The 25,112-nt window shown below is 65.5% G+C and carries 18 protein-coding genes; 4 read left to right on the top strand and 14 right to left on the bottom strand.

Annotated features, from left to right (window positions below; translation table 11 throughout):
• Positions 1 to 12: 12 nt before the first annotated feature.
• A complete protein-coding gene (locus AC3WRC_RS03850) occupies positions 13 to 2,631 on the bottom strand; it encodes a TonB-dependent receptor plug domain-containing protein (RefSeq protein WP_492302958.1) in 2,619 nt (872 codons plus the stop codon).
• A gap of 136 nt (positions 2,632 to 2,767) precedes the next feature.
• Between AC3WRC_RS03850 and AC3WRC_RS03845 the strand changes: the two genes are divergently transcribed.
• On the top strand, positions 2,768 to 3,415 hold the full coding sequence (locus AC3WRC_RS03845; protein ID WP_055754967.1) for a glutathione S-transferase family protein: 648 nt from the start codon (positions 2,768 to 2,770) through the stop codon (positions 3,413 to 3,415).
• Between the two features lie 78 nt (positions 3,416 to 3,493).
• Positions 3,494 to 4,582, top strand: a complete 1,089-nt coding sequence (locus AC3WRC_RS03840; RefSeq protein WP_492302957.1) for an ABC transporter ATP-binding protein — start codon at positions 3,494 to 3,496, stop codon at positions 4,580 to 4,582.
• Between the two features lie 158 nt (positions 4,583 to 4,740).
• Here AC3WRC_RS03840 and AC3WRC_RS03835 read toward each other — a convergent pair whose 3' ends face one another.
• The 11 genes from AC3WRC_RS03835 to AC3WRC_RS03785 all read right to left on the bottom strand — a co-directional run bounded on the left by AC3WRC_RS03835 (position 4,741) and on the right by AC3WRC_RS03785 (position 21,672).
• A complete protein-coding gene (locus AC3WRC_RS03835; protein ID WP_492302956.1) occupies positions 4,741 to 7,956 on the bottom strand; it encodes a discoidin domain-containing protein in 3,216 nt (1,071 codons plus the stop codon).
• 18 nt (positions 7,957 to 7,974) lie between these two features.
• Positions 7,975 to 8,790, bottom strand: a complete 816-nt coding sequence (locus AC3WRC_RS03830) for a carbohydrate ABC transporter permease (protein WP_055754970.1) — start codon at positions 8,788 to 8,790, stop codon at positions 7,975 to 7,977.
• Complete coding sequence (locus AC3WRC_RS03825; RefSeq protein WP_235551334.1) at positions 8,787 to 9,719, bottom strand: carbohydrate ABC transporter permease; 933 nt, start codon at positions 9,717 to 9,719, stop codon at positions 8,787 to 8,789. The genes AC3WRC_RS03830 and AC3WRC_RS03825 overlap by 4 nt, the downstream gene beginning before the upstream one ends.
• Complete coding sequence (locus AC3WRC_RS03820) at positions 9,716 to 10,999, bottom strand: sugar ABC transporter substrate-binding protein (protein WP_492302955.1); 1,284 nt, start codon at positions 10,997 to 10,999, stop codon at positions 9,716 to 9,718. Before AC3WRC_RS03820 ends, AC3WRC_RS03825 begins: the two co-directional genes overlap by 4 nt.
• Complete coding sequence (locus tag AC3WRC_RS03815) at positions 10,996 to 12,462, bottom strand: glucoamylase family protein (protein WP_492302954.1); 1,467 nt, start codon at positions 12,460 to 12,462, stop codon at positions 10,996 to 10,998. Before AC3WRC_RS03815 ends, AC3WRC_RS03820 begins: the two co-directional genes overlap by 4 nt.
• 75 nt (positions 12,463 to 12,537) lie before the next feature.
• Entirely contained in the window at positions 12,538 to 15,573 is a 3,036-nt protein-coding gene (locus AC3WRC_RS03810; RefSeq protein WP_492302953.1) for a TonB-dependent receptor, read from the bottom strand.
• A 49-nt stretch (positions 15,574 to 15,622) separates the two neighbouring features.
• Entirely contained in the window at positions 15,623 to 16,693 is a 1,071-nt protein-coding gene (locus tag AC3WRC_RS03805) for a LacI family DNA-binding transcriptional regulator (protein ID WP_220116495.1), read from the bottom strand.
• A 355-nt stretch (positions 16,694 to 17,048) separates the two neighbouring features.
• Positions 17,049 to 18,005, bottom strand: a complete 957-nt coding sequence (gene mmsB / locus AC3WRC_RS03800; RefSeq protein ID WP_492302952.1) for a 3-hydroxyisobutyrate dehydrogenase — start codon at positions 18,003 to 18,005, stop codon at positions 17,049 to 17,051.
• Positions 17,980 to 19,029, bottom strand: a complete 1,050-nt coding sequence (locus AC3WRC_RS03795) for an enoyl-CoA hydratase/isomerase family protein (RefSeq protein ID WP_492302951.1) — start codon at positions 19,027 to 19,029, stop codon at positions 17,980 to 17,982. Before AC3WRC_RS03795 ends, mmsB begins: the two co-directional genes overlap by 26 nt.
• The gene (locus tag AC3WRC_RS03790; RefSeq protein ID WP_492302950.1) at positions 19,026 to 20,162 is read right to left on the bottom strand and encodes an isobutyryl-CoA dehydrogenase; all 1,137 of its coding nucleotides are present in this window, start codon (positions 20,160 to 20,162) and stop codon (positions 19,026 to 19,028) included. Before AC3WRC_RS03790 ends, AC3WRC_RS03795 begins: the two co-directional genes overlap by 4 nt.
• Positions 20,163 to 20,169: 7 nt before the next feature.
• Positions 20,170 to 21,672, bottom strand: a complete 1,503-nt coding sequence (locus AC3WRC_RS03785) for a CoA-acylating methylmalonate-semialdehyde dehydrogenase (protein ID WP_174086342.1) — start codon at positions 21,670 to 21,672, stop codon at positions 20,170 to 20,172.
• A 116-nt stretch (positions 21,673 to 21,788) separates the two neighbouring features.
• On the opposite strand from AC3WRC_RS03785, the gene AC3WRC_RS03780 reads away from it, so the two are divergent.
• Positions 21,789 to 22,664, top strand: a complete 876-nt coding sequence (locus AC3WRC_RS03780; protein WP_492302949.1) for a LysR family transcriptional regulator — start codon at positions 21,789 to 21,791, stop codon at positions 22,662 to 22,664.
• Positions 22,665 to 22,774: 110 nt separating this feature from the next.
• The gene (locus AC3WRC_RS03775) at positions 22,775 to 23,116 is read left to right on the top strand and encodes a TonB family protein (RefSeq protein ID WP_492302948.1); all 342 of its coding nucleotides are present in this window, start codon (positions 22,775 to 22,777) and stop codon (positions 23,114 to 23,116) included.
• A gap of 124 nt (positions 23,117 to 23,240) precedes the next feature.
• Here the strand turns inward: AC3WRC_RS03775 and AC3WRC_RS03770 are convergent, their stop codons facing one another.
• Both AC3WRC_RS03770 and AC3WRC_RS03765 read right to left on the bottom strand, forming a co-directional pair.
• Entirely contained in the window at positions 23,241 to 24,506 is a 1,266-nt protein-coding gene (locus AC3WRC_RS03770; protein ID WP_492302997.1) for a PQQ-dependent sugar dehydrogenase, read from the bottom strand.
• A gap of 38 nt (positions 24,507 to 24,544) precedes the next feature.
• The gene (locus AC3WRC_RS03765) at positions 24,545 to 24,970 is read right to left on the bottom strand and encodes a DUF2231 domain-containing protein (protein WP_091746054.1); all 426 of its coding nucleotides are present in this window, start codon (positions 24,968 to 24,970) and stop codon (positions 24,545 to 24,547) included.
• Between the last annotated feature and the right edge of the window lie 142 nt (positions 24,971 to 25,112).

The following is a 25,112-nucleotide window of genomic DNA, read 5'->3' as shown; positions in this document are numbered from 1 at the left end:
CGCAACCGCCGATCAGAACCGCTTGCTCAGGCCGATGCTGACCACCCGTCCGCGCGGATCGGCCACGACCGGGTCATAGCCCAGGGCGAACTGCGCCAGCGGCGGGGCCTTATCGGCCACATTGACCACTCCTACCGACAGATCCAGGTCGGCGCCGATCGTGCGGCTGTAGAGCAGGTCGACCGTCGTCTGGCTGGCGATGCTGGCGTCGGTGATGCCGCTGCGGTCGTTGGCGTATCCGTCGGTGTAGTGGACCAGGGCCGTCACCGCATGCGCCCCACTGTTCCAGCCCAAGGCGAACTCCCCGCGATTGCGTGGCAGGGACCGGCCGATGTTGTTCAGGTTGGTCGAACCGACGCCCGACACCTTCGCGGCCGACGCGTCCAGCCGGATGTCATAGGCGTCCACATAGGTCCAGGTCGCCGAGGCCGTCGCCTCCCCGCCCCACAGACCGCGCCGATAGCGGGCCGACAAGTCGATCCCTTGGGTCTCGATGGACGAGGCGTTGACGAAATAAAGCTGCACGAAGGTCAGGGCGCCGCTGGCCGAGCGGGTGATGCGGCTCTGCGCCTCCGTGCCGGTCCCCCCCGCCGCCGTATCGGCCGCCGCCTGGTTGATGATGGCCTGGGCCGACTCCTTGACCACCTGGTCAGTATAGTCGAACCGCCAGGCGTCCACGCCCAGTTCCAGCCCGTTCATCGGCGTCCAAACTGCGCCCAGGTTCAGGCTCTCGGACTTCTCGGGCTTCAGGTCGGCCCGGCCCGAGGTCAGGGTGTTGACGAAGACGAACGCCCCTCGGTCGAACACCGACGGCTGCGACGCCTGCGCCCCCGACTGGGCATAGACCGACGGCGCCCGGAACCCCTGCCCCCACGACGCGCGCAGGGCCAGGGCGTCGGTGACGTCCCACCGGATCGCGGCCTTGGGGCTGAACCGGCCCTCGTTGCCGTCGTAGGATTCGTAGCGCCCGGCCAACTGCGCCTCGATCCGGTCGCCCAGATCGAGGCGGGCTTCGGCGAAGGCGGCCAAGGCTTCCTGATCGCCCTCGAAATCCGGCGACACGCCCGCCGTCAGCAGATCGCCCCGGTTCACCAGATCGCTCCAGTCGTGACGGAAGCCGCTGCGGCGATACTGGGCGCCCACGGCGACATCGACCGACCCGCCGGCCCAGGCCAGGGCCTCGCCGCTGGTCGAGGCGTCCGCCGTCGTCAGGGTCGCCGCGCCCCGCAGGCCGGTCGAGCCGATCAAACTGTCGATCAGGGCGGCGCTGTTCGCCGTCCCGGTCCCCAGATAGGCGCTGCCGAACGGGTTGAAATACTGGCAGGACCCGACGCCGGGCCTCCCCGTCGCGGGATTGCAGCCCGCCCCGCCCAGGCCATTCAGCGCATTCTGCACGGCGCTGCCGATGGTGTCCGGCTTGTCATAGGCGACATGCTGACGGCTGCTGGTCGCCGATAGGTTCCAGGTCCAGCCATTGCCGAAGCGGCCATCCAGCCCGGCCGCCACACGCCATGTGCGATAGTCGAACTCGGCCTGCGACGCGCCGGCCTCCGCCCCCAGCAGCCGCCCTCGGAACAGCACCGCCTCGCCAAACGGATTGTCGGGATGGCTCGCCGGCACCGTCAGAGACCGCGCCAGGATCGGCAGCGAGGGCGACTGGCGCGCGATGGTGTTGGTCGCCGACCACGCCCCTTGCAGCGACAGGGTCATGTCGCCCACAGGCCGTCGGTAGTCCGCGAACAGCTGCGTCCGCGTCTCCTCCGGGACCAGATCGAAGAAGTCCGAATAGTCCAGCCGGCAGAAGGCGTCCGTGGGCGAGTTCAGATAGGCGCTACCGAACGCCGGATTGCCGCACGCCGGATCGGGCGAAAAACCGTTGCGGCTGGGTCGGAAATAGGAACCCGGCTGGCCATAGCTGGTCACGGCCGTCCAGGCGGCGCGGCCATAGCGTTCGGCCTGGGTGAAGTCCCGCTCGTCCGAGCCCAAGGCCGAACGGTGGAAATGCGAGGCCGCCAGCGTCAGATCGCCGCCCAGCAGTTTCAAGCCGCCGAGGGCCTCGATCACGCTCTCTTCCGACCCGTCGGCGACGGCGTATTTGACGCTGATCTCTGGGCGGTCCACGCCCCGCCGGGTGATGAAGTTGACCACGCCCGCCACCGCGTCCGAGCCATAGACCGCCGAGGCGCCGTCCTTGACCACCTCGGCCCGCTGAAGCGCGATCATCGGAAACAGCGAGTTGATGTCGACGAAGCCCGAACCGTCCGTCGCCACCACGGCGCTGTTGGTCCAGCGCTGGCCGTCCACCAGGACCAGGGTCGACCCCAGGCCGAGATTGCGCAGATTGAACTGGGCCGTGCCCGAACTCTGCGGCTGGTTCAGCTGATCGATCTGGGCCTCCGAGCCCGAGTTGGCGGTCACCAGGCGGACCAGTTGCGACGCATCGGCGATCCCAGCGGCGGCGATGACCTCGCGCCCGACCATCTCCACCGGCGCGATCCGGTCGCCGGCCGCGATCCGCGAGCCGGTGACGACGATGTCGTCCACGCGCGACGCTTCCTGCGCCTGCACGGCTCCGGCGAGCGACATCCAGGCGACCGAAGCCGTCGCCATCAGGATTTTGCGCTGTGTCATGTCGTGGTCCCCGCGATCTGTGGCGGGCTTCTATCCAGCGCCTCCATTTTGCGAAAGTGTAATTTTGCAGGTTTGCAAATTGACTCTCCGTCATGCCGGGTGAAAGTCGCATCGGACGACTGGTCTGGAGGACGCGATGAAACTCTACGCCCACCCCTTCTCCTCCTTCTGCCAGAAGGCGCTGATCGCCTTCTACGAGAACGACATCGCCTTCGAATACCGCAGCCTGGAAGATCCGTCGGCCAATGCGGAACTTCGCGCCCTATGGCCGCTCAAACGGTTCCCGGTCTTGCAGGACGGCGAGATGACGGTGCTTGAATCCGCTTCCATCATCGAACATTTACAGGCGCATTATCCCGGCCCTGTCCGTCTGATCCCCGACGACGCCGCAGCCGCCGTCGAGGTTCGGATGATGGATCGGGTGTTCGACAACTACGTCTCGACACCCCAGGGCCGGATAGTCTTCAATTCCATGCGGGCAGAGGCCGACCGCGATCCGCTAGGCGACGCCGAGGCGCGCAAGATGCTGGAGACGACCTACGCCTGGCTGGATCAGCGTCTGGCCGGACGCGAATGGGCGACCGATCATGGGTTCAGCCTGGCCGACTGCGCCGCCGCGCCCGCCCTCTTCTACGCCGACTGGACCCACCCGATCCCTGAACGGTTCGAGACGCTGAAGGCCTATCGCGCCCGTCTGCTGGCGCGCCCGTCAGTCGCCCGCTGCGTGGACGAGGCCCGCCCCTATCGCGACTATTTCCCGCTGGGCGCGCCAGCCCGCGACTGAGACGTCTCGCGCCATTGATCCTGCGATGTAACCGGTTACGGTGCGGCAAAACAGAAACGGGTCAGGGAAGCAGGAAGCATGGCGAACGTCCGTCTGGTCGACGTGAAGAAGGCGTTCGGCGCCGTCGAGGTGCTGAAGGGTGTCGATCTGGAGATCGCCGACGGCGAGTTCATCGTCTTCGTCGGGCCCTCGGGCTGCGGCAAGTCCACCCTGCTGCGCACCATCGCCGGTCTTGAAGAGGCGACGACGGGCCAGATTCTGATCGGCGACCGCGTGGTCAATGACCTATCGCCGTCGGACCGGGGAATCGCCATGGTGTTCCAGTCCTATGCGCTCTATCCGCACATGACCGCCTATGAGAACATGGCCTTCGGTCTGAAGCTGGCCAAAACGGACAAGGCCGAGATCGATCGCCGCGTCCGCGCCGCCGCCGAGGCGCTCAGCATCACCGACTATCTGGACCGCAAACCCAAGGCCATGTCGGGCGGCCAGCGCCAGCGCGTCGCCATCGGCCGCGCCATTGTGCGCGAGCCCGAGGTCTTCCTGTTCGACGAGCCCCTGTCCAACCTGGACGCCGCCCTGCGGGTGCGGATGCGCTATGAGTTCGCGCGGCTGCACGCCGAGCTGAAGACCACCATGATCTACGTCACCCACGACCAGGTCGAGGCCATGACCCTGGCCGACCGGATCGTGGTGCTGAACAGCGGCAGGATCGAACAGGTCGGCGCGCCGATGGACTTGTACGAGCACCCTGCCAACCTATTCGTCGCCGGCTTCATCGGCAGCCCCAAGATGAACCTGCTGGCCGCTGAGATCGTGGAAGCCTCGGCTGCTGGAGCTACGGTGAAGACGTCCGCAGGCGAGACTATCAGGGTGTCGGTTGACGCCGCCTCGGCCAAGCTTGGCGATGCCGTCACCCTGGGCGTCCGTCCCGAGCATCTGACCACGACCGGCGACGGCGATGCGCTGACCGCCGAGGCCATGTTCGTGGAAACCCTGGGTGCGACGACCATGGCGCACCTGAAGCATCCAGCGTCCGAAGACACGCTGACGGTTCAGCTGGCGGGTGAACTCCGTGCCAAGGCGGGCGAGCGCCTGACGCTGCACGTCCCCGCGAAACAAGCGCATCTGTTCGACGCGGCCGGTAAGGCGTTCCAGAGGCTCTGACCCCTCTCCCACTGGGAGAGGGCTTGAGCGCACGAGAGCATTAGCGATCGTCCTTCGCGCGAAAGGGTGAGGGTCGGATGGTGCGACCTAGCCTACCGGCCGCCCCTCATCCGGCCCTTCGGGCCACCTTCTCCTAATGGGAGAAGGGACGCAGGTGGTCAGCGCAGTTCCACCCGCCGCGCCCCTGCGGGAATGACCAGCTCGTCGCCCGACCACGTCGCCGCACGGCCGTCGATCCGAACGCGCTCCGGCCGCCCCAGCCCCGCCGCCCACTGAAGCACGAAGCCGCCCGGCGGCGTCGCGTCGTCGCCCAGGGTGAGCACATAGCCGCGCCGTTCCTTGCGATAGGCGTAGGTCAGCGGCCCATAGGCGGTGCGCAGATCCCGCACACCGACCCCCTCCGCGGTGTCCAGCCACGCCTCCGGCACGCCGGCCGCCAGCACCAGGGCCTGATCGCGGTCCCGCTCGTAGGCGAACAGATCGAGCGCCGAGCGGATATAGTCGGAGCTGATCCAGGCGTGCGGCATGTCGCCGATGAAGCGCGGCTCGCGCTTTTCCCGCCCCACCACCTCGGCCCAGCCGTTCCAGGCCTCGGGCCTGCGGTCGGCCATCAGGAAATCCAGCACATCCAGCGCGCGGTCCTTCTGACCCAGCCGCACATAGGCGCCGACCAGCCGCCATTCGTAGGGCGTGTAGTCCTTCCACGCCGTGCGGTTAGTCAGGCGGTTCTGGAAGTTTTCCCAATACCGGTCGAAGGTTCGCGCCAGAAGTTCGGGCGGCAGATGATCCTGTTCGCCCGCAGGCGACAGGGCGATGGTGGTCGAGGTGGCGTCGAAATCGCCCCGGTCCGCAGCGCCCGCGATCCAGTCGATGCCATGATGGGCCGCCGTCGCCGTGATCGACGCGCGGATGTCGGCGGCGAACTGATCCCGCGCCGCCGCATAGCGAGCGGCAGCCTCCGCATCGCCCAGCGTCTCGGCAATGAAGACCGCGTCCTTGTAGCCCAGCAGGCCCCAGAAATCGTCCCAGTAGGAATAGGCCGCCTTGTCCGAATAGCCCTCGTGGCTAATCGTCGGCGGCAGCAGGCCATAGAGATGCCGCTGATCCGGCGCCTGGAAGGCCGCCGTCCGGGTCGAGGCGCGCAGTTCGTCCATATAGGCGATCGCCTTTTGTACCTGCGGCCAGACCTGGCGCAGCAGGGCCTCGTCCTTGGTGTAGCGATAGGTCTCGACGGCCAGGAAGACGAACTCGCCGTGGCTATCGTTCTCGGGCACCGGGTCGGCGCCGCGCGCATCAACGCAGCACGGCACCTTGCCGTTCTCGAACACATAGGGCGCGTACCAGCGCAGATAGTCGGCCGAATGCTCGGCCATGCCCAGCCGGTTCAGCCCCTCGGCCATCATGGCGCCGTCGCGAATCCAGGAGCGGTTGTAGCTGCGGGTGCCGGGTTGCAGGATCGGCCCCTGTCGGGACATCAGCATATGGGCCAGCGAGGATTTCAGCGCGTGCTCGATCCGCTGGGCGGCGGGCGGCAGGGTCAGTTCGACACGGTCCAGCTTTTCGCGCCATTCGCCGGCCAGCCGCGCCTCGACCGTATCCAGAACCGCAGCCGCCTGACCTAACGGCTCTGGCGCAAGGTCCTCGCCGGACAGTTGCGACACCCAGCCGACCGTACGGGTCTCGCCGGGTTGAAGGGTGATTTCATAGGTCAAGGCGCCGGCGGCCAGGCCGGTTGCATCCGTCTTCGTCGCGGCTTCAACGGCCGGTCGCCGCGCGGATGGCAGGATCAGGGACTGCGGATCGCCGCCGGCGTCGAAGGTCGCCAACGCGACCTGATCCGGCCCCGCCAACGGCTGCACCCGCACCGTGTCGTTCAGCTTCAATTCGGCGCCGTTCCAGCCGATCGTCTCCACCGGGCTGACCCCGCCGGGAATGGCCAGGAACTGACGCGGCGCATTGACCTGCATGGGGCGTGCGGCCAGGGCCAGGATCAGGGTGCGCGGCCGGCTGGAGGTGTTGGTCAGGTCGTAACGGCCCCACAGCTGCGCCTGATCGGGCGGCCCGTCGGCGAAGCTGGTGATCTTCAGCGTCCAGTCGTCGGCGGTCCAGGTCACGGACGGGATCGGCAGGTCGCCGTCCTTCAGCCCCTGTTCGATATTGACGTCGGCCCAGGTGATCAGCCGCCCATTGTCGACCACGAAAGGTTCGATACTGGGTCCGGCGCGGCGCAGCTCGATGGCGCCGTCCTCGCCGATCAGGCCGCTCTCGCCGCCCCCATCGACACCGACCAGGGTCCAGTAGGATTGCTCGCCGGAGAAGCCGCGCGGGTAAAGGCCGCGCCGGTTTTCCTTGGCGACGGCTTCCAGAAACACGGTGCGGTCCGCGCCGAACGTCAGCGGTTCGACCTCGATCTCGTTCAGCGCATAGGTCGTGGCCTGGGCCGCGCCCAGCCGCTGGCCTGCTCCGGACGAGCCGACCACATCGGAGGCGGGAACGGGTTTCAGCGGCTCAAGTCTCAGCCAGCGCGCCGTCGCCTCGGGCGTTCTCAGCCAGTCGATGCCGCCGTTGCCGCTCACGACCGTCGCCAGTTCGCGCCAATCGCGCCCGTCGATCGAGGCCGAAACCCGATAGTCCGCCGCCGCGCCGCGCTCGTCCCAGCGCAGGGTCAGGCCGCCGAACTCGCGCTCATAGCCCAGGTCCAGCGTCAGGGCCGACGCCTCGCCTACCGGCGGGGTCCAGGCGGTCTTCAGGTCCAGATCCACAGCGTTCGCGGCCGTCGTCTCAGTTCGCCCATCGCTGGCGATCGGTTGGGGCGGGACAGGCGGATCGACCGGCAGGACGCGCAGGGTCAACTGGTCGATCTCGATCGCACCCTTGCCGCCCTCGGCTGCAACCACGACGAACTCGACCCGCTCCGCACGACGCAGGATGGTTTCAGGGCTTGGCCCCCAGGCTTTCGAGACCTGACGGCGTTTGATGACAAACTTGGTCCAGCCGTCGGGGAAGTCGTAGCGCGCCGTCTGCTTCCACCAGACATTGTCCGCCGAGGCGTCGGTCAGCTTGACCTCGAAGGTATTGATCGGCCCGGCGCCGCGCACCCAGAAACTGATCTCGTAATTGTCGGGCAGGTCGAACGGCAGCGGCCGGGTGAGCACCGCATAACCCGCCTTGCCGTCGAAATCGTAGTCGAGCCGCACCGCCCGTCCGTCATGGCCCGAAACGGCGGAGACGGCGGCGTGAATGTCAGTCGAGGCGCTGGCCTCCCACCGCGCCGCGTCGTCCATGCTGTCGAGGACGCGAGTCTCTTGCGCGACGGCGGGCGCCGCCAGAGCGAGGGTCAGGACCGAGGCGGCGGCCAGCAGGAGATTACGCATACGAACTCGCAGTTCTGGTCAGCCCTTCACGCTCCCCGCGAGCATGCCGCGGATGTAGTAGCGTTGCAGGGCGAGGAAGAGGATCAGCACGGGCGCGACGGTGACGACGGCGCCGGCCATCATCAGTTCGATGTCCTGCACATGCTCTCGGGACAGGGCCGCAAGCGCCACCGGCAGGGTGTAGTTCGACTGGTCCGTCAGGATGATCAGCGGCCACAGGAAGTCGTTCCAACTGCCCAGGAAGACGAACAGCCCCAAGGTCACGATGATCGGCTGCAAGGTCGGCAGGACCACGCGGCGGAATATCTGCCCTTCGCTGGCGCCGTCGATACGAGCGGCCTCCAGCATCTCGTCGGGAATGCTCAGCGCATACTGGCGCACCAGGAACAGGCCGAAGATGGACGCCAGCCACGGCACCAGGGCGCCGGCGTAGGTATTCACGAGGCCCATCGACTTCAGCATCAGAAACAGCGGCAGGGTGCCGATCTGGGCCGGCACCACCAGGGCGGCGACCAGGAACTGGAATAGCCGCTCACGCCCGGCGAACTTCAGCTTGGCGAAGGCGTAGCCGGCCGGAACCGTGAACCCCAGCGCCAGGATGGTCGCCAGTGTCGCCAGGGCGAAGCTGTTCCAGAGATACCGCCCCATGCCTTGGTTAAGGAACAGGTCGCGATAGTGCTCCAACGTCCAGTGCGATGGCAGCAGCGGCGGCGGGAAGACCGCCGCCTCGCCGGTCGCCATGAAGCTGACCGACACCATCCAGACCAACGGGAACAGGACGATGATGGCGATGAGGCCGACAGCCAGATTGAGCAGGATGGCGCGGAGTTTCATTGATACGCCCCCACCCGTTTGGCGACCGCCAGCTGGACCAGGGTGATCGCCAGGATGCACAGGAACAGGACGAAGGCGACGGCGCTGGCGGAGCCCAGATTCCACCATTTGAAGCCCTCTTCGTACATGAAGTAGAGCACTGTCACCGTGCTCTGGGCCGGGCCTCCTTGAGTCATCACATAGGGTTCGGCGAACAGCTGGAAGAAGCTGGCGACCGAGATAATCGAGACCAGCAGCATGGTCGGCGCAATGGCCGGCAAAGTGACATGGCGGAACTGCTTCCACGGGCCGGCGCCATCGATGCGCGCGGCCTCGTACAGGTCGTCCGGCACAGTCTGAAGCACCGCCAGAAAGATCAGCATATTGTAGCCGAAGATCTTCCAGACCACGAACATCAGGATCGCCGGAATGGAGGTCGATGGGTCGCCCAGCCAATCCACGGCAGGCAGGCCGATACTTTCCAGCCCCCAGTTGATAACGCCGTAGCGGGTGTGCAGCAGATAGCGCCAGACCACCGCCGTCGCGACCAGAGTCGTGACATAGGGGGCGAAGAACATCACCCGCCAGATCGGCCGCCACTTCACCACCCGCGCGTTCAGGATCACCGCCGCCGCCAATGACGCGGCGATGGACAGGGGCACGCCGAGGACCGCGAAGGTCAAGGTGTTCTTCATCGCCCCCCAGAACAGGGGATTGGTCAGCAGCCGCTCATAGTTCTGCAGGCCGACGAAACGCAGATTGTCCAGGTTCGCCAGGGCGTAGATGTCGAAGTCGGTCAGACTGAGCAGCAGGGCCGCGATCACCGGAATGGCGAAAAATAGGCCGATGGCGAGCATGGCCGGGGCGATGAAGGCCCAGGCGGCCCGTTCGCGGGCGCCGCGTCCGCGCGATGGCTTCACTCTGGCCAAGGTCGGATCGGCGACGATCATACGGCCCTGCCCTGTTCCATCATCCAGCGGCGCTTCCCCAGCAGCCGGTCGGCGCGGCGGTCGATCTCGGCGGCGGCGGTCTCGGGGCTGTATTCGCCGCGCACCATCCGTTCAGCGACGATCTGCATCTCCGTCACGATCCGCTCCCATTCCGGCACCTTGGGCACGGCCTTGGCGCGCGCCAGTTGGCCGCGGAAGGGCGCCAGCATCGAATCGCGCTCGACCCCCGCAATGTCCCAGGCGCTCTGGCGCGCGGGCAGGTCGCCGACGATGGTGTTGAACCGGGCCTGCACCGCCGGCTCCGACAGATAGCGGACCAGGGCCCAGGCTGCGGCCTGATGCGGCGAGGACTTGAATACCGCCAGGCTGGACCCGCCCGGCGCCGACGCGCCCAGGCCTTTCGGCCCCGGCACGCCGGTCGTGGCCCAGTTCGGCTGGAACGACGCCGGCAGTTTGCTGCGGAAATCGCCCACGCTCCACGGGCCGGAGAAGTAGAAGCTGAAATAGCCCTTGGCGAACTCGGTCCAGACGTTGGAAATCTGCGTCGATGAGGCCAGCGGCGCCAGCCCCTCGGCGAACAAGCTGCGATAGAAGGCCAGGGCCGCGATGAAACCGGGGCTGGAGAAATTCCCGCGCGTATCCCGGTCGCGCAGCAACGGCTCGTCGGTCTGAAGCCCGAAGGTCAGCAGTTGCTCGAACTCGTTCAGCGGCAGCAGAATGGCGTAGTTGTCGCCGCCCGCCACACGCTTGATCGCATGCATGGCCCGCTTCCATTCGGCCCAGTCCTCAGGCGGCGCGTCGAACCCGGCGCGCGCCAGCAGATCCTTGCGATAGAACAGCAGCCGCGTGTCCACGTACCAGGGCGTGGTCATGGCCCGGCCGGCGATCTCGTTCGTCTCAAGCACTGCCGGGAACTGGTCGGTCAGCAGGTTCGCAGCTTCCGGCGGGGTCGGCGACAAGGCTCCGATCGCGGACAGTTCCGCCACCCAGGTATTGCCGATCTGGCTGACGTCCGGCAGCGAGGCCCCGGCGTAGGCGGTCAGAAGTTTCTCGTGCGCCGCCGTCCACGGCAGGGGCTGGACCGAGACGCGGACGCCCGGATTGCGGCGCTCGAACTCGGGCATCAACTGGCCGACCGTCCCCCCCTCATTGCCCATGGCCCAGAAGCGCAGCACGGTCTCGCCGTCGCGGCGCGGTGTGCAGGCCGCAGCCGCCCCTCCCGCCATCAGGGCCAGCGCAGCACGTCGATCAAGATAGGGCCTGTGGGCCGTCAAACTCATCCGTTCATCCAGCCGCCGGTGAAGCCCGCAATGTCGAGCGCGCGGCGGATATTGGGCTCGCCGCGCATATAGCGCCAGACGAACTCGGACCTGTGGTTCTCGGTCATGATGACGATCGGCCCCTGGTCGATGCCCAGATAGTCGCCGTCCACCCAACCCACGCCGTCCAAGATCTTGCCGTGCTGCAGCGGTCCGTCGCGCACCGTCAGTGTCGGGTTGAAGCTGTCGAGGAAGCCCCACTCGGTATAGACGCCCGCGCCATATTTCTGCTTCATGGCCTTAACGCAGGGCACGACGATCTCCGGCGCGAAGGCGATGGAGCTGGCCGCCGCCGTCGGCGCGATGGTGCCGTCGTCACGCTCGCCCGGACCGCGCGCGGAATAGCTGAAGAACTCGCGCTCCTTGCCGTCGATGACTTGTTTGAAATCGCCCGGCCCGTCGCAGGCCGTCAGGCCCCAGACCTCGGACGAATAGCCGGCCCAGCCGCCGGGGTTGTCGTGGGCATATTTCTGCTGCGCGTAGACGGCGCGGCGGCTGTTTTCGAAATAGTCGAGGTATTCGCCCAGTTGGGCAGACTGCCCGCGCATCCAGGCGTCCTGAATGCCGCGGAAGTCGATGAACATATGGCTGTACTGGTGCCCGAAGATGGGCGCGAAATTCAGGTGCCAGCTGCCCCAGCGATCGGTCCAGCTCTCGTCGTAGCTGGCCGCCCATTCGTGCCAGACATTGACCGATACCGGATGGGTCGGGCTGCCGATGGCCAGCAGCAGCACCAGCATGCCCTCGTTATAGACGTGCCAGTCGGACGGAATGAAGCCGCTCTCGGGGTGCCAGCCCATGGTGATGCGGTTGTCGCGGATCACGGCCCACGGCCATTCGATCCGTTCGTAGATAGCCTGGGCCTTCTGACGGATTTCCGCCTCGTCGGCATGACGGCCGTCGAAGTAGCGGGCGGCGAACAGCATGCCGCCGATCAGCAGGGCTGTATCGACGGTGGACAGTTCGTTGGTCCGGTAACGAAGCCCCGTCTCCATATCCAGGAAGTGGTAGAAGAAGCCCTTGTACCCCGCCGTGCCGCTGGCCTCGGGACCCTGCGGCAAATCATGGAAGAAGCGCAGCGTCGTCAGGGTCCGCTCACGCGCCTCGGCCCGGCTCATCCAGCCGCGCTCGACGCCCACAGGCCAGCAGGTAAGCGCGAACCCGACCGCCGCCACCGAACAGAACGACGGCGTCGGCCAGCGATCCGGCGTCAGGCCGGTCTTGCGATCCGTGACCTTCTCGAACCAGCGGAACGTCCGCTCCTGAAGCTCCTCGATCTCCTGATCCAGCCGCATCGGCCGTCTCTGCGTCCCATTAACCGCCGCCGTCGCCGCCGCCTGCTGCGCCGCCGCCATCACCGGAAATCCAACGGCCAGAGCCGCCGCGCCTGTGGTGGTCCGCATCAGGAAGTTTCGACGATTCATGGGCACGCTCACTGGGTCTCAATCGAATAAGAAAGGCCGCCTCGCAACAAGCACGAGGCGGCCCAGGCTCAGGATTTAGAAGGCGTAACGGGCGCCGATCTGGAAGGTCCGCGTGGGGAACAGGACCGCCGAAGGCCGACCGAAGTTCGGATTCGGATTCGTCGCCGAGCCCGTCCCGCCGTCGAAGCCCGTGTAGTTCTTGAAGTTGAACACGTTGATGGCGTCGACATAGACGGACAGTTCGCCCGCGCCTGGCACATTGAAGTTCTTCGTCAGGCGAAGATCCAGATTCCGATAGGCGAAGGCGTTCGGCAGGAAGAACTGCTCCTTCTCGGGATAGGCGCCGTAGGGGCGATAAACGAAGTTTGCGCCGCGTCCGTCGAACACGTCGTAAGGCGTGCCCGAACCCAAGGTCAGAATGCCCGACAGCTGGAAGTCGAGCGGCAGATCGACGATGCCGTTGGCCACGATACGGTGACGCTCGTCATTGCCCGAGGACCGCACCGGCGAGCTTTCCACCGAGAAGCAGTCGAAGCAGAAGTTGTCGTTGCCGCCGTTCTGTTCAGCCTTAGACAGCGTGTAGGCGATGTTGACGCCCCAACCGGAGTCGCGAGTGTAGCCCTTGTCCAACTTGACGTAGAGCGCCTTGAACGTCCGCTCCTTGTTGTGATCGGACACCAGATACGAGCGGTATGGGTTCGTGCCGCCGGGGCCGCAGAAGCCGCCGTTGTCTCCGAAACCGTTGCCGTCGTTGCCACGCGTTGGTTCGCGGCAGCGGTTCAGATATTGCCAGGTGAACTCGTTCTCTGTCTTGCCATAGGCCAGGGTGAACTCCGTCTGCCATTCGCCGACGCGTTGACGCACACCCAGGTTGAACTGATCCGTGCGGGGCGGCTCGAAGTCGTTCTTCAACAGGAAAGCTTCGCCCTTGGCCGGGATGTTGGCCAAGATGGCGTCAAGTCCAGCTGTGGTCCCGTAAGACGCATTCCACAGGATAGGGTCTGACGAACTGCCGTTCGCAACGCCGGCCGGGCGGCCGGTCGTCGAGAAGAAGACGTTCTGTGTAAAATCGAAAGGCTTGGCCAATTCGTCGAAGGCGAAGTTGAACTGGACACGGTCGTAGTAGCGACCGGCGCCGCCGAACAGAACCGTGCTGCGATCCCCGAAGACATCATACGAGAAGCCGATCCGCGGCTGGAAGGCTTTCTTGAACGGGTCACGATTGTCGCCGGTCGAGATGTAGTCGTTGATGTTGAACCAGCTCGGCGCATAGCCGGCAGCCTTGCCGCCATCGGTCGAGGCGATCCACTGGTTCAGGCCCGCAACCACGGAGGCCGGCGTGACGTAGTTCTTGTTGTCGGCATTGGTCTCGTAATCCCAACGCAGACCCAGGTTCAGTTCAAGTTTGTCCGTGATCTGCCAATCATCTTGGGCATACAGCCCGATGACGGTGTTGGTCAGGTCGACGGTGGGAAACTCGTTGCCGAGCTGGACGCGATAAGGGACGGCGGCATTGCCGCTGGCCGTTCCGTTCAAGTCATAGAAGAACTCTGGATTACGACCGAACTCCTTGACGACGTTGTAGTTCTGACGGCTGACCTTGGCGCCCAGTTTTATCGTGTGGAAGCCGTTGAACTGCACTTCATTGAACGTCAGGTCGTTGCGGACCGTCAGGGCGTCATCGCTGATGTCCTGACGGCTGCCCGAGCCACCGATGTTGAGGATCGAAACACCGCCGAACGGATCGTAGCCGTTTTCGAAGATGCGATAGCTGCGACCGATCTGATCGAAGTTCACGGCTGTCGGATTGTAGTTGTAGTTGCGGTAATCGACCGCCAGCTCGTTCAGGAACGAGCTAGCCTGCCACTGATACCTAAGATTGGCGCTCTTTGTTGTCTGTTTGAGACCGCTCGCGCGCTCGATAGAGTTGGCGCCTCCAAAATCTCTGACCTCTGACTCATCGCGATACGTGACGCTCAAATCGATGAGATGACCTTCGGCGGGCTGGAAGCTCAACTTGCCAAACAGCAAATCTTCTTCAAAGGGGCTTGCAAAGGTGCCGATGTACTGGCCAAATTGGCTAACGTAGGCAGGATTTTGTCGTCCTAAAGTTACCGCGTTGGCGCGATTTTCCTGCTTGTGTTCATAGCTGCCAAAGAAATGCAGCTTGTCCTGGATAATAGGCCCGCCCAAAGCGGCGCCGTATTGCTGGATTTCCTGCGGAACTTTCTCCTGCCCGCGAGCGCGCGAAAACTCGTCTTGCTTGACAAAGTCTTGGTCACGATACGTGCCGAAAATCTCGCCGTGAAACTCGTTGGTGCCTGACCGAGTCACAGCTGTAATTATCGCAGACGAAGCCTGCTCGTATTCGGCTTTGAAGTTCTGGCTCACGACGCGGAATTCCTGCACCGCAGCTTGCGGGAAAGGATTACCTCGGCTGCTGTCCTGACCAACAATGCCGCCAGCAATGATATTGGACTTCAGACTGGCGCCATCGATGAAGGCGTTGACTGACTCCGCTCGCTGACCTCCAGCCGTGATTTGTACATTGCTTTCATCGGTTCCCACGCGAACGCCCGGGGCCAGAGCAGCGAAGTTCAAGAAGTTACGGCTGATTTGCGGCAGGGTCTGAATCTGCTGGTTCGTGACGTTGGTGGCGTTTTCGGGCGTGCGCACCTCGACCAGACGACGTCCGGTCACGACGATGTCTCCCAGGTTGGCCGCGTTGGCGTCAGCTGCGCCGGTCGTTGCACCCGCGACCGCCAAATCCAGGTTGCCGACCTGGCCGACGCCGATGGAGACGGTGTCGGTCGCCGTCTCGTTCTCGGCCGTCGTCGCCGTGATCTCATACGTTCCGGGACGCAGGCCCGACAGGGTGTAGCCACCCTGCGCGTTCGCCGTGGTGCGGCTGGTGAAGCCCGAGGCGACATTGCGGGCGACGATGGTGGCGCCGGCCTCGACCGTCGCGCCATCCGTTACATTGCCTCGGATCGTCGAGGTCGCGACCTGCGCCTGCGCGCCGCCGACGACCGCCATGCTGATGGCAAGCGCCGATGCGGCGGCCAAGGCGACCTGACGTGTCGCGGCCTTACGCGTGTTGAACTGGGTCATCCTGAGCTCTCCCCTCCTGATGGGATCGGTTTTCAGCGACATGGCTGGCCTACCCTTTGTTGAACCTGGCGGACGAGGCCGCCGCGGTGGACTGGCGTTCGACCAGGATCGGCCGAACGATTTCGCAAGCGGTGTCCGTGGCGTCGGCGGTCGCGCCGGCCTGGACCAGGCCGATCAGGCGTTCGACGCCCCTTCGACCGATTTCCGCGATGTTGACGCGCATGGTGGTCAGCGCAGGCCGCATCAGGGCGGCGATAGGCACGTCATCGAAGCCGACGACGGCGATGTCTTCAGGACAGCGCACTCCGGCCTCCTGGAAGGCCAACAGGGCGCCCACGGCCATCATGTCATTGGCGGCGAAAACGGCGTCGGGCCGCTCTGTCATGGCCAGAAGCTGGGTCGCCGCGCGATGGCCCGAGGCCTGGGAGAAGTCGCCCTCGACGATGATCGGGTCATGACCATCCAGCGCTGCCGTGTATCCGGCCGCACGCGTGTCCGCCTCGATGTTGCCGGCAGCGCCGCGAATGTGGGCTATGCGCCTGCGGCCAGTGGACCGCAGATGCTGGACCGCGCCGACGGCGCCGCCGTGATTGTCGATCATGATGGACGCCCGGCCCGGCTCGGCCGCGCCGCCGTTCATCAGCAGGACCGGCATCCGACCGGCGAACTCGGACGACAGGTTCGCCGCGCCCAGATGCGGGGACAGTACGATCATGCCGTCCACGCGCCCGCGCATCGAACGCACGGCAGCCAGGGTGTCTTCCGCGCCGTCATGCGAACTGGACACGATCAGATGCTTGCCGTGAGCGCGGGCAGCGAGGTCCATGCCCCGGATCAGCTCGGAGAAGAACTCGCCGAACAGGTCGGGCAGGATGACACCGATCGTATCGTTCTTGCTGGTCGACAGGCTGCGGGCGCCGAAGTGCGGGACATAGCGAAGGTCCTCGACCGCATCGAGCACGCGCTGGCGCGTCGCGTCCGAGGTCACGCCCAAGCCGTTCAACACACGAGAGACAGAAGCAACCGACACATTGGCGCGTTCGGCCACGTCGCGCATGGTGGCGGCCTTGGCGAAGGGCTGGCCCTCCTGCCGTGCAGACGCAGCGCTAGGCGCGGCCATGTCCAATCGAATTCTCCCTGCTCCCTATCGTCCCGGCCCCTTTTCGAAGATCCGTCGATAGATGATGTAAGCGGTTACATGACACAGGAGCAATGTGCGCCGCAAGCGCCGTTCAGCCACATTTCAGGCGATTTTCGATCTCTGCTGGAGCCGCCTCAGCGGTCAACGAAAGCTAAGTTGCTGCTTTGACTTCAATCTTCGCAGGCTCATTCCGGCGAACGGAATAAGGCGAACACGGCAGGCGCGCGCCTTGGTCGCACCAGCCGTAGCGATCTGCGTCGCGGCCGCGGCCGCATACGAAAAGGCCCGCGCCGCCGAAGCTGCACGGGCCGCAATCACAATGCGAAAGACGAATCTATGCCGGGTTAAGCTCATCCAGCTTGCCGCGCAGCATCTGCAGCATGGCGGAGAAATCGCGGCCGCCGTGCCCGATCCCGTCGAACAGGGCGTAAAGCGCCTCGGCCTGTGCGCCCAACGGCGTCGAGGCGCCGGATTTCGCCGCGGCGTCTTGAGCCAACTTCAGGTCCTTCAACATCATGGCCGTGGCGAACCCGCCTTGATAGTCGCGGTTGGACGGCGCGGTGGGCACCGGGCCAGGCCAGGGATAGTAGCTGGTCACGCTCCAGCACTGACCCGACGACTTGGACGCGATCTCGAAGAACCGTTCAGGATCCAGTCCCAGTTTCTCGGCCAGGGCGATGGCCTCGCAGGTGCCCAGCATGGAGATGCCCAGCAGCATGTTGTTGCAGATCTTGGCCGCCTGCCCCGCCCCATGATCGCCGGCGCGGATGGTAATGCGGCTCATCGGTTCCAGCGCCGCCTCGACGCGGGCGAAGTCGCCCTCGTCGCAACCGACCATGAAGGCCAGCGTGCCCGCATCCGCCGCCGCGGTGCCGCCTGACACGGGCGCGTCGGCAAAGGCGTAGCCGGCCGATTTGGCAAGACCGGCGACCTTGCGCGCCGTCTCGACGTCGATGGTCGAACAGTCGAGCAGCAGGGCGGTCGACGGCGCCGCGCCGATGATCTGTTCGGAATAGACCTTCAGCACGTGCGGCCCGGCCGGCAGCATGGTGATGACCACCTCGGCGTTCTTGACCGCCTCGGCGACCGATCCAGCCGCGACGCAACCGGCCGTCACCGCCCGTTCCAGCGCCTGCGCCGACAGATCGAAGGCGGCGACCGCATGGCCTGCCTTGGCCTGGTTCGCGGCCATGCCGCCGCCCATATTGCCCAGGCCGATGAAGGCGATCTTGGTCATGGTGTCTCTTCCTTTGTCGGCGCCGTGGTCAGGCCAGCGGCGTCCATTTTTCATTGTCCGGCGAAGGCGCGAACAGCGCATCCAGCGTCTCGTCGGTAACGCCCGACAGGTCCGCCGGGGACCATTTCGGCGCATTGTCCTTGTCCACGATCACGGCCCGCACGCCTTCCTGGAAATCTTGGGTGCGCACCACGCGGCCGCCCAAGGCGTATTCCATCGCCATATTGTCGGCGAAGCTGTTCAGCGTTGCGCCCGTGCGGATTTGGCGCAGCGAGACCTTCAGAGACTGTGGCGACTTGGTCTTCAGGGTTTCCAGCTGCTTCAGCGCCCACTCCGACCCGTCCGCCTCAAGCGCCTGAAAAATCTCTTCAACCGTGTCGAAGGCGAACAGCCGGTCGATGGCCTCGCGGTGGGCCGACAGCGGTGCAGGCCCCGCGTCCCCGGCGTGGCGCGCCACGACCGACGACGGATCGGCGACCTCGCCCATCAGATCGGCCTTCAGCGCCTCGACGCGATCTGCGGGCACGAAGTGCGTGTGGATGCCCAGGGCCACAGTATCCGCCGCTTTCAGCCGCGCGCCTGTCAGCGCCAGCCAGACGCCGGTCTGGCCCGGCAGGCGCGGCAGGAACCAGCCGCCGCCCACGTCGGGGAACAGGCCGATCCCGGTCTCAGGCATGGCGTAGGTGGTGCGCTCGGTCGCCACACGAATGTCGGCCGGCTCGGAAATGCCGACCCCGCCGCCCATGACGATGCCGTCCACGATGGCGATGATTGGCTTCGGATAGTCGAACATCAGGTGGTTCAGCCGGTACTCGGCCAGGAAGAAGGCCTTGGCCTCCGACGCATCGCCCGCACCGCTTTCGGCGATCATGCGAATGTCGCCGCCCGCGCAAAAACCCCGCTCGCCGGCGTGGTCGATCAGCACAGACTGGACGGCCGCGTCACCGCGCCAGGCTAGCAGCGCCTCCGTCATCGCCTCGCACATCGCCCGGTTCAGCGCATGGATCGCCTTGGGCCGGTTCAGGGTGATGCGACCGACGCCGTTTTCGATGCGGGTGACAACCTCGGCCTCGCTCACTTGGTCATCTCCCGCGCAATGATCACCCGCATGATCTCGTTGGTGCCTTCCAGAATGCGGTGAACCCGCAGGTCGCGCACGATCCGTTCCAGCGGATAGTCCTTCAGATAGCCATAGCCGCCGTGCAGTTGCAGGGCCTCGTCAGCGATGTGGAAACAGGCGTCCGTGGCCAGGCGCTTGGCCATGGCGCACCACTTCGTTTTTTCCGGATGGTCGGTGTCGATGGCCCAGGCGCCGCGCAGCACCATCACTCGCGCCGCCTCCAAGTCCGTGGCCATGTCCGCCAGCCGGAACTGCAGCGCCTGGAACTCGCCGATCGGTCGGCCGAACTGTTTGCGGGTGGCGACGTAGTCCTGCGCCGTTTCCAGCGCCAGCCGCGCCCCGCCCAGCGAACAGGCGGCGATGTTCAGCCGACCGCCGTCCAGACCGGCCATGGCGTAGCGAAAACCCGCACCCTCTTCGCCCAGAAGATTGGCGACCGGCACGCGACAGTCGTCGAACTGGACGATGGCGGTCGGCTGAGCGTTCCAGCCCATCTTCTTTTCCTGCGCGCCGAACGACAGGCCGGGCGTCCCGGCTTCGACCACCATCGCGCTGACGCCCTTTGCACCCTCGCCGCCCGTACGGACCATGACGACATAGACGTCCGATGTGCCCGCGCCGGAGATGAAGGCCTTGGAGCCGTTCAGCACATAATAGTCGCCGTCGCGCACGGCCGTGGTCCGCAGCGCCGCTGCATCCGACCCCGAGCCCGGCTCGGTCAGGCAATAAGAGGCGATCTTCTCCATCCCCACCAGCGACGGCACGAACCGGCCGCGCAGGTCGTCCGACCCGAAGCGATCGATCATCCACGTCGCCATATTGTGGATCGAGATGAAGGCCGCCGTCGCCACGTCGCCGCGCGACAGCTCCTCGAAGATCACCGCTGCCTCGACCCGGCCCAGGGCCATGCCGCCGTGCTCCTCGCCGGTGTAGATGCCGCAAAAGCCCATCTCGGCCGCCTGTTTCATCACCTCGACGGGGAAATGCTTGTCCTCGTCCCAGCGGGCCGAATGGGGCGCCAGCTCGGCCTCGGCGAAGGCGCGGGCGGCGTCCTGAATGGCGCGCTGATCGTCGTTGAGAGCGAAATCCATGACGGCCTCAGCGCATCGTTGGAATGACGAACGAGCTGTCCGAATGCTCCAGCGCCGAGTCCGGCCAGCGGGCCGTCACGGTCTTGGTCTTGGTCCAGAAGCGGACGCCCTCCATGCCGTGCTGGTTGATGTCGCCAAAGGCCGAACGCTTCCAGCCGCCGAAGGTATGGTAGGCGACCGGCACCGGGATCGGCACATTGATCCCAACCATGCCGACATTGACCCGGGCGGCGAAGTCGCGCGCTGCGCGGCCGTTCTGGGTGAAGATGGCGACGCCGTTGCCGTATTGGTGGTTCGACGGCAGGGCCAGCGCCTCCTCGAACGTCTCGGCGCGCACGATCTGCAGGACGGGTCCGAAGATTTCTTCCTGATAAGACGACATCTCCGGCTTCACATGGTCGAACAGCGACGGGCCGATGAAATAGCCCTTCTCGTGACCTTGCAAGCTGAAGTCGCGGCCGTCGACGACCAGTTCAGCGCCTTCCTGCACGCCCTTTTCGATCCAGCCCGCGACACGCTCGCGGTGCTGAGCCGTGACGACGGGGCCATAGTGGGCGCCCGCATCGGTCGAGACGCCGACCCGCATCGAGGGGATCTCGGCGACCATCCGCTCGCGCAGTTCGTCGGCTGTCTTCTTGCCGACCGGCACCACGACGGGCAGCGCCATGCAGCGTTCGCCCGCCGAGCCATAGGCCGCGCCGGACAGATCCTTGATCACCTGATCCATGTCGGCGTCGGGCAGGACGATGCCGTGGTTCTTGGCGCCGCCCATGGCCTGGACGCGCTTATGGTTGGCGGCGCCCGTCTGATAGACATAGTGGGCGATGTCGGACGAACCGACGAAGCTGACCGCGTGAACCAGCGGATGGGTCAGGATGGCGTCGACCGCTGCCTTGTCGCCGTGCACCACGTTCAGCACGCCATTCGGCGCCCCCGCTTCCAGCATCAATTCGGCCAGACGCACCGGCACCGACGGATCGCGCTCGGACGGCTTCAGCACGAAAGTATTGCCCACCGCGATGGCCACGCCGAACATCCACATCGGGATCATGGCCGGGAAGTTGAACGGGGTGATGCCCGCCACCACGCCCAGCGGCTGGCGCATCGAATAGACGTCGATGCCGGGGCCGGCGCCTTGGGTGTATTCGCCCTTCAGCGCGTGCGGGATGCCGCAGGCGAACTCGATCACTTCCAGGCCGCGCTGAATGTCGCCCTTAGAATCGGCGATGACCTTACCGTGCTCGCTGGACAGCAGTTCGGCCAGTTCGTCCATCCGCGCCTCGACCAGACGTTTGAAGTCGAACATGACGCGGGCGCGGCGCTGGGGATTGGTCGAAGCCCAACCGTCAAAGGCGTTCTGCGCCGCCTGCACCGCACGATCGACCTCGCCCGTCGTCGCCAGTTGCACGCGAGCCTGTACATCCCCGGTGTTGGGATTGAACACGTCGCTGAATCGGCCGGACGCGCCGTCGAAAGCCGCACCGTCGATGAAGTGGCGAATGTCGCGCATGGCCTGGGTGTCCCTGTTGGTTGTTTTGTTGCGACTATGGCTATCACCCCAGCGCGCGGGTCGATAATGCAAAGTTGCAGGCAACATTCTGCGTTTTTGCAAGGCGACTACGGGCCATGTACGACTGGGACGATCTTCGCATCTTCATCGCTGCGGCGCGCGCAGGCTCGCTGGGCGGCGCGGCGCAGCGGTTGGGCGTCGACGCCGCCACGGTCGGGCGTCGGGTCGCCCGGCTGGAAAGCGCGCTGAAATCCACCTTGGTTGTCCGCTCGACCACTGGGCTTCAGCTGACCGCCGCCGGCGCCCAGCTGCTCGATATCGGTCTGGAGGCCGAAAGCGCGATGGAGGCCGCCGGCCGCGTGACCCAGCCCGACGCGCCCGCCGGTGTGGTGCGCGTCAGCGCGTCCGAGGGGTTTGGCGTCACCCTGATGGCCCCCGCCCTGCCCGCGCTGCGTCTGGCCCATCCGGGTCTAAGGATCGAACTGGCGGCCACCTCCGGCTTCCTGTCGCCGACGCGCCGAGAGGTCGACATGGCGATCACCTTGGCCGCGCCGCATGCCGCACGCCTGATCGTCGAGCCGCTGACGCCGTATCAGCTGGCCCTCTACGCCTCGCCCGATCACCTTCACCGCAACGGCGTTCCGAAGACCGTCGAAGACCTCAGCCGCTTCGACATCGTCGGCTATATCGACGATCTGATCTACGCGCCCGAGCTCCGCTATCTCGACGAAGTCCAGCCGGGCCTCGCGCCCCACGTCGCCTCGTCTTCGATCCGGGCGCAGCGTGAGATCATCGCCGCCGGGGGCGGCGTCGGCGTCCTGCCGTGCTTCCTGGCCGAGGGTTTGGTGCGCGTGCTGCCGTCGATCCTGATCGAACGTCGCTTCTGGCTAGCCACCCACCGCGATGTCCACGACACCGCGCGTCTGCGCACCGTGCGTTCGTGGCTGAAGACCCTGTGCCAAGAACAACAGTCCAGCTTGAGGCCATTCTGACTTCGGCAGAGAAATCGAAGTGTGGTGCGTCGCACACACCCACCCGTTTTTGAAAGTTCGGGGAACGGAGGTCTCGTTCAAATCTTAATAGAAGACGAACGAGGCCTGCCATGACACTGACCTTCAGCCTGACATTGATGACGGCCCTGCTGGGCGCCCCGACTGGACCGCTGCTAAAGGATGCGGCCTTGTACACTGCGCCTCAACCCGCCATCGAACGCGCCGTCGCGCCCAAGGCCGAGAGCACCGACCGCTTCAGCGTGCGACTGCGTTGCACCGCCCTCGCGTCGGGCCACGTCACCGACTGCGTCGTGCTGGAAGAAAGCCGTCCGGGCATGGGCTTTGGCGAAGCCGCCTTGGCCTTGATGAACGGCGCCGAAGTCACCCCGATCATGGATCGTGGCCGTGCTGTCGATGCGCCCTTCGAACGCACCATCGACTTCACGCCGTAGGCCACGGCTCGGCCCCATATGAAATGTCCCCGGTTGCTCGCAGCCGGGGACATTTCATATGGGGCTATGTGTCGAGGACAAATAGCGACTTCCCTCGCCCTTGCCGGGCGAGGGAAAAGCCGACTTATCGCGCAGGCGCGATGCGCCACACCGTGTTCGACAAGTCGTCGGCGACGAACAGCACACGCTTGTTCCCATCGAACGCAACGCCGACAGGACGCCCACGCGCCTTGCCGTCCTTCAGGAAGCCTGTGGCGAAGTCGACGGGCTGACCCGCCGGACGGCCGGCGTTGAAGGGCACCCAGACGACCTTATAGCCGGACGGGTCCTGACGGTTCCAACTGCCGTGCATGCCGATGAAGGCACCGTTGGCGAACGACCCGCCAAAGCCGCCATTGCGGGCAAAGTCCAAGCCCAAGGCGGCGACGTGCGATCCCAGGGCGTAGTCCGGCCGGATGGCCTTGGCGACCATCTCGGGGTTCTGCGGCATCACGCGCGGATCGCGGTTCTGGCCCCAATAGCTGTAAGGCCAGCCGTAGAAGGCCCCGTCGCGCACCTGGGTCAGATAGTCAGGGACCAGTTGCGGCCCCAGTTCGTCGCGCTCATTGACGACCGACCACAACAGATTGGTCGTGGGCTCGATGGCCAGGGCCGTTGGATTGCGAATGCCGGTGGCGATGGTGCGCCGCGCGCCAGTCGCCCGGTCGATTTCCCACACTGTGGCGCGCTCTTCTTCGACCGCCATGCCGCGCTCGCCGATATTGGAGTTCGAGCCGGTGCCGACATACAGCTTCGATCCGTCCGCGCTGGCGGTCAGGGACTTGGTCCAGTGGTGGTTGATGCGCGAGGGCAGGTCCGTCACCCGCTCGGCGGGCGTGGCGATGCCGGTCTGGCCCGGCTGGAAGGCGAAGCGAACCAGCGCCCCCTGTTCGGCGACATAGAGATAGCCGTCGACATAGGCCAGGCCGTAGGGCGCATCGAGGTTGTCCACCAGAACCGTCCGCAGTTCGGGCGTGCCGTCGTTGTTCGCGTCGCGCACCAGGGTGATGCGGTTGCCGCCTTTGATCTTGGTGTTGCCCTGCTTCTTGATGACGCCGGCGATCACATCCTTGGGCCGCATGGGGGGTGCGTGGCCGCCCCTTCCCTCGGCGATCAGGACGTCGCCGTTGGGCAGGACCAGCATCTGACGCGGGATTTTGAGATCCGTGGCGAAGGCGCTGATCGTAAAGCCTTGCGGTACCGTCGGCGTCTCGCCGTTCCAGCCTGCCGGTGGGCTGATCTTCATCGGCGGCACCAGCGTCTCGTTGACCTTAGGCAAGTCGGGCGTCGCGCCGGTCTGATTCAGTTTCGGATCGCTGGCGTTGCCGCACGATGCGACCGTCAGGGCCATGGCCAGGGTGGCGGCGCTGGCGGCGAGCAGATTCTTGTTCATCGGACGCTCTCCCGCGCGGCATAGGCGGTCCAGCCGGCGACCAGGACCAGGATTGTGCAGAGGATCGACAGGATCAGACCGAAGGCTCCGACGGAGCTCCAGGCGTCCTGGCTGTGTTTAAAGGCGTTCACCAGCCCCAGAACCCAAGCCAGCGCGAGCGCGACCAGATGCACCGTCGCCCGCCGAGACCGTCCGTGGCGCAGACCGACGACGAAATCGAAGATCGAAAACAGGCCAGCGACACCGCCGAACACCAGCGCTCCGGTGATCAGCCAGGCCGAGAAGTTCGTCCACTGGACCTCGGCCGTCTTCAGATAGGCGATGTCGGTGAACAGGGCGAAGGTGAACAGCGCGATCGGAAACGCCAGCAATAGCCAATGCAACGGTCGAACGACCGCATCCTTCAGTCCATGGGTGCTCATGCCAGCCCTCTCCGTAAAGTCTGGCTTGGCTAACCGTCTGAACGGGAAATGGTTCACTGCTGACATCACAGCATTGAATAACGGTCTATGCCTTTGCACACGCGGCAGGCCGTTGGCGCTGTTAGCGGCAGCAGCGGCAGTA

Source organism: Brevundimonas sp. EU05-FHT14B07, from assembly GCF_058790795.1.
This window is presented reverse-complemented; position numbering and strand designations above follow the sequence as displayed.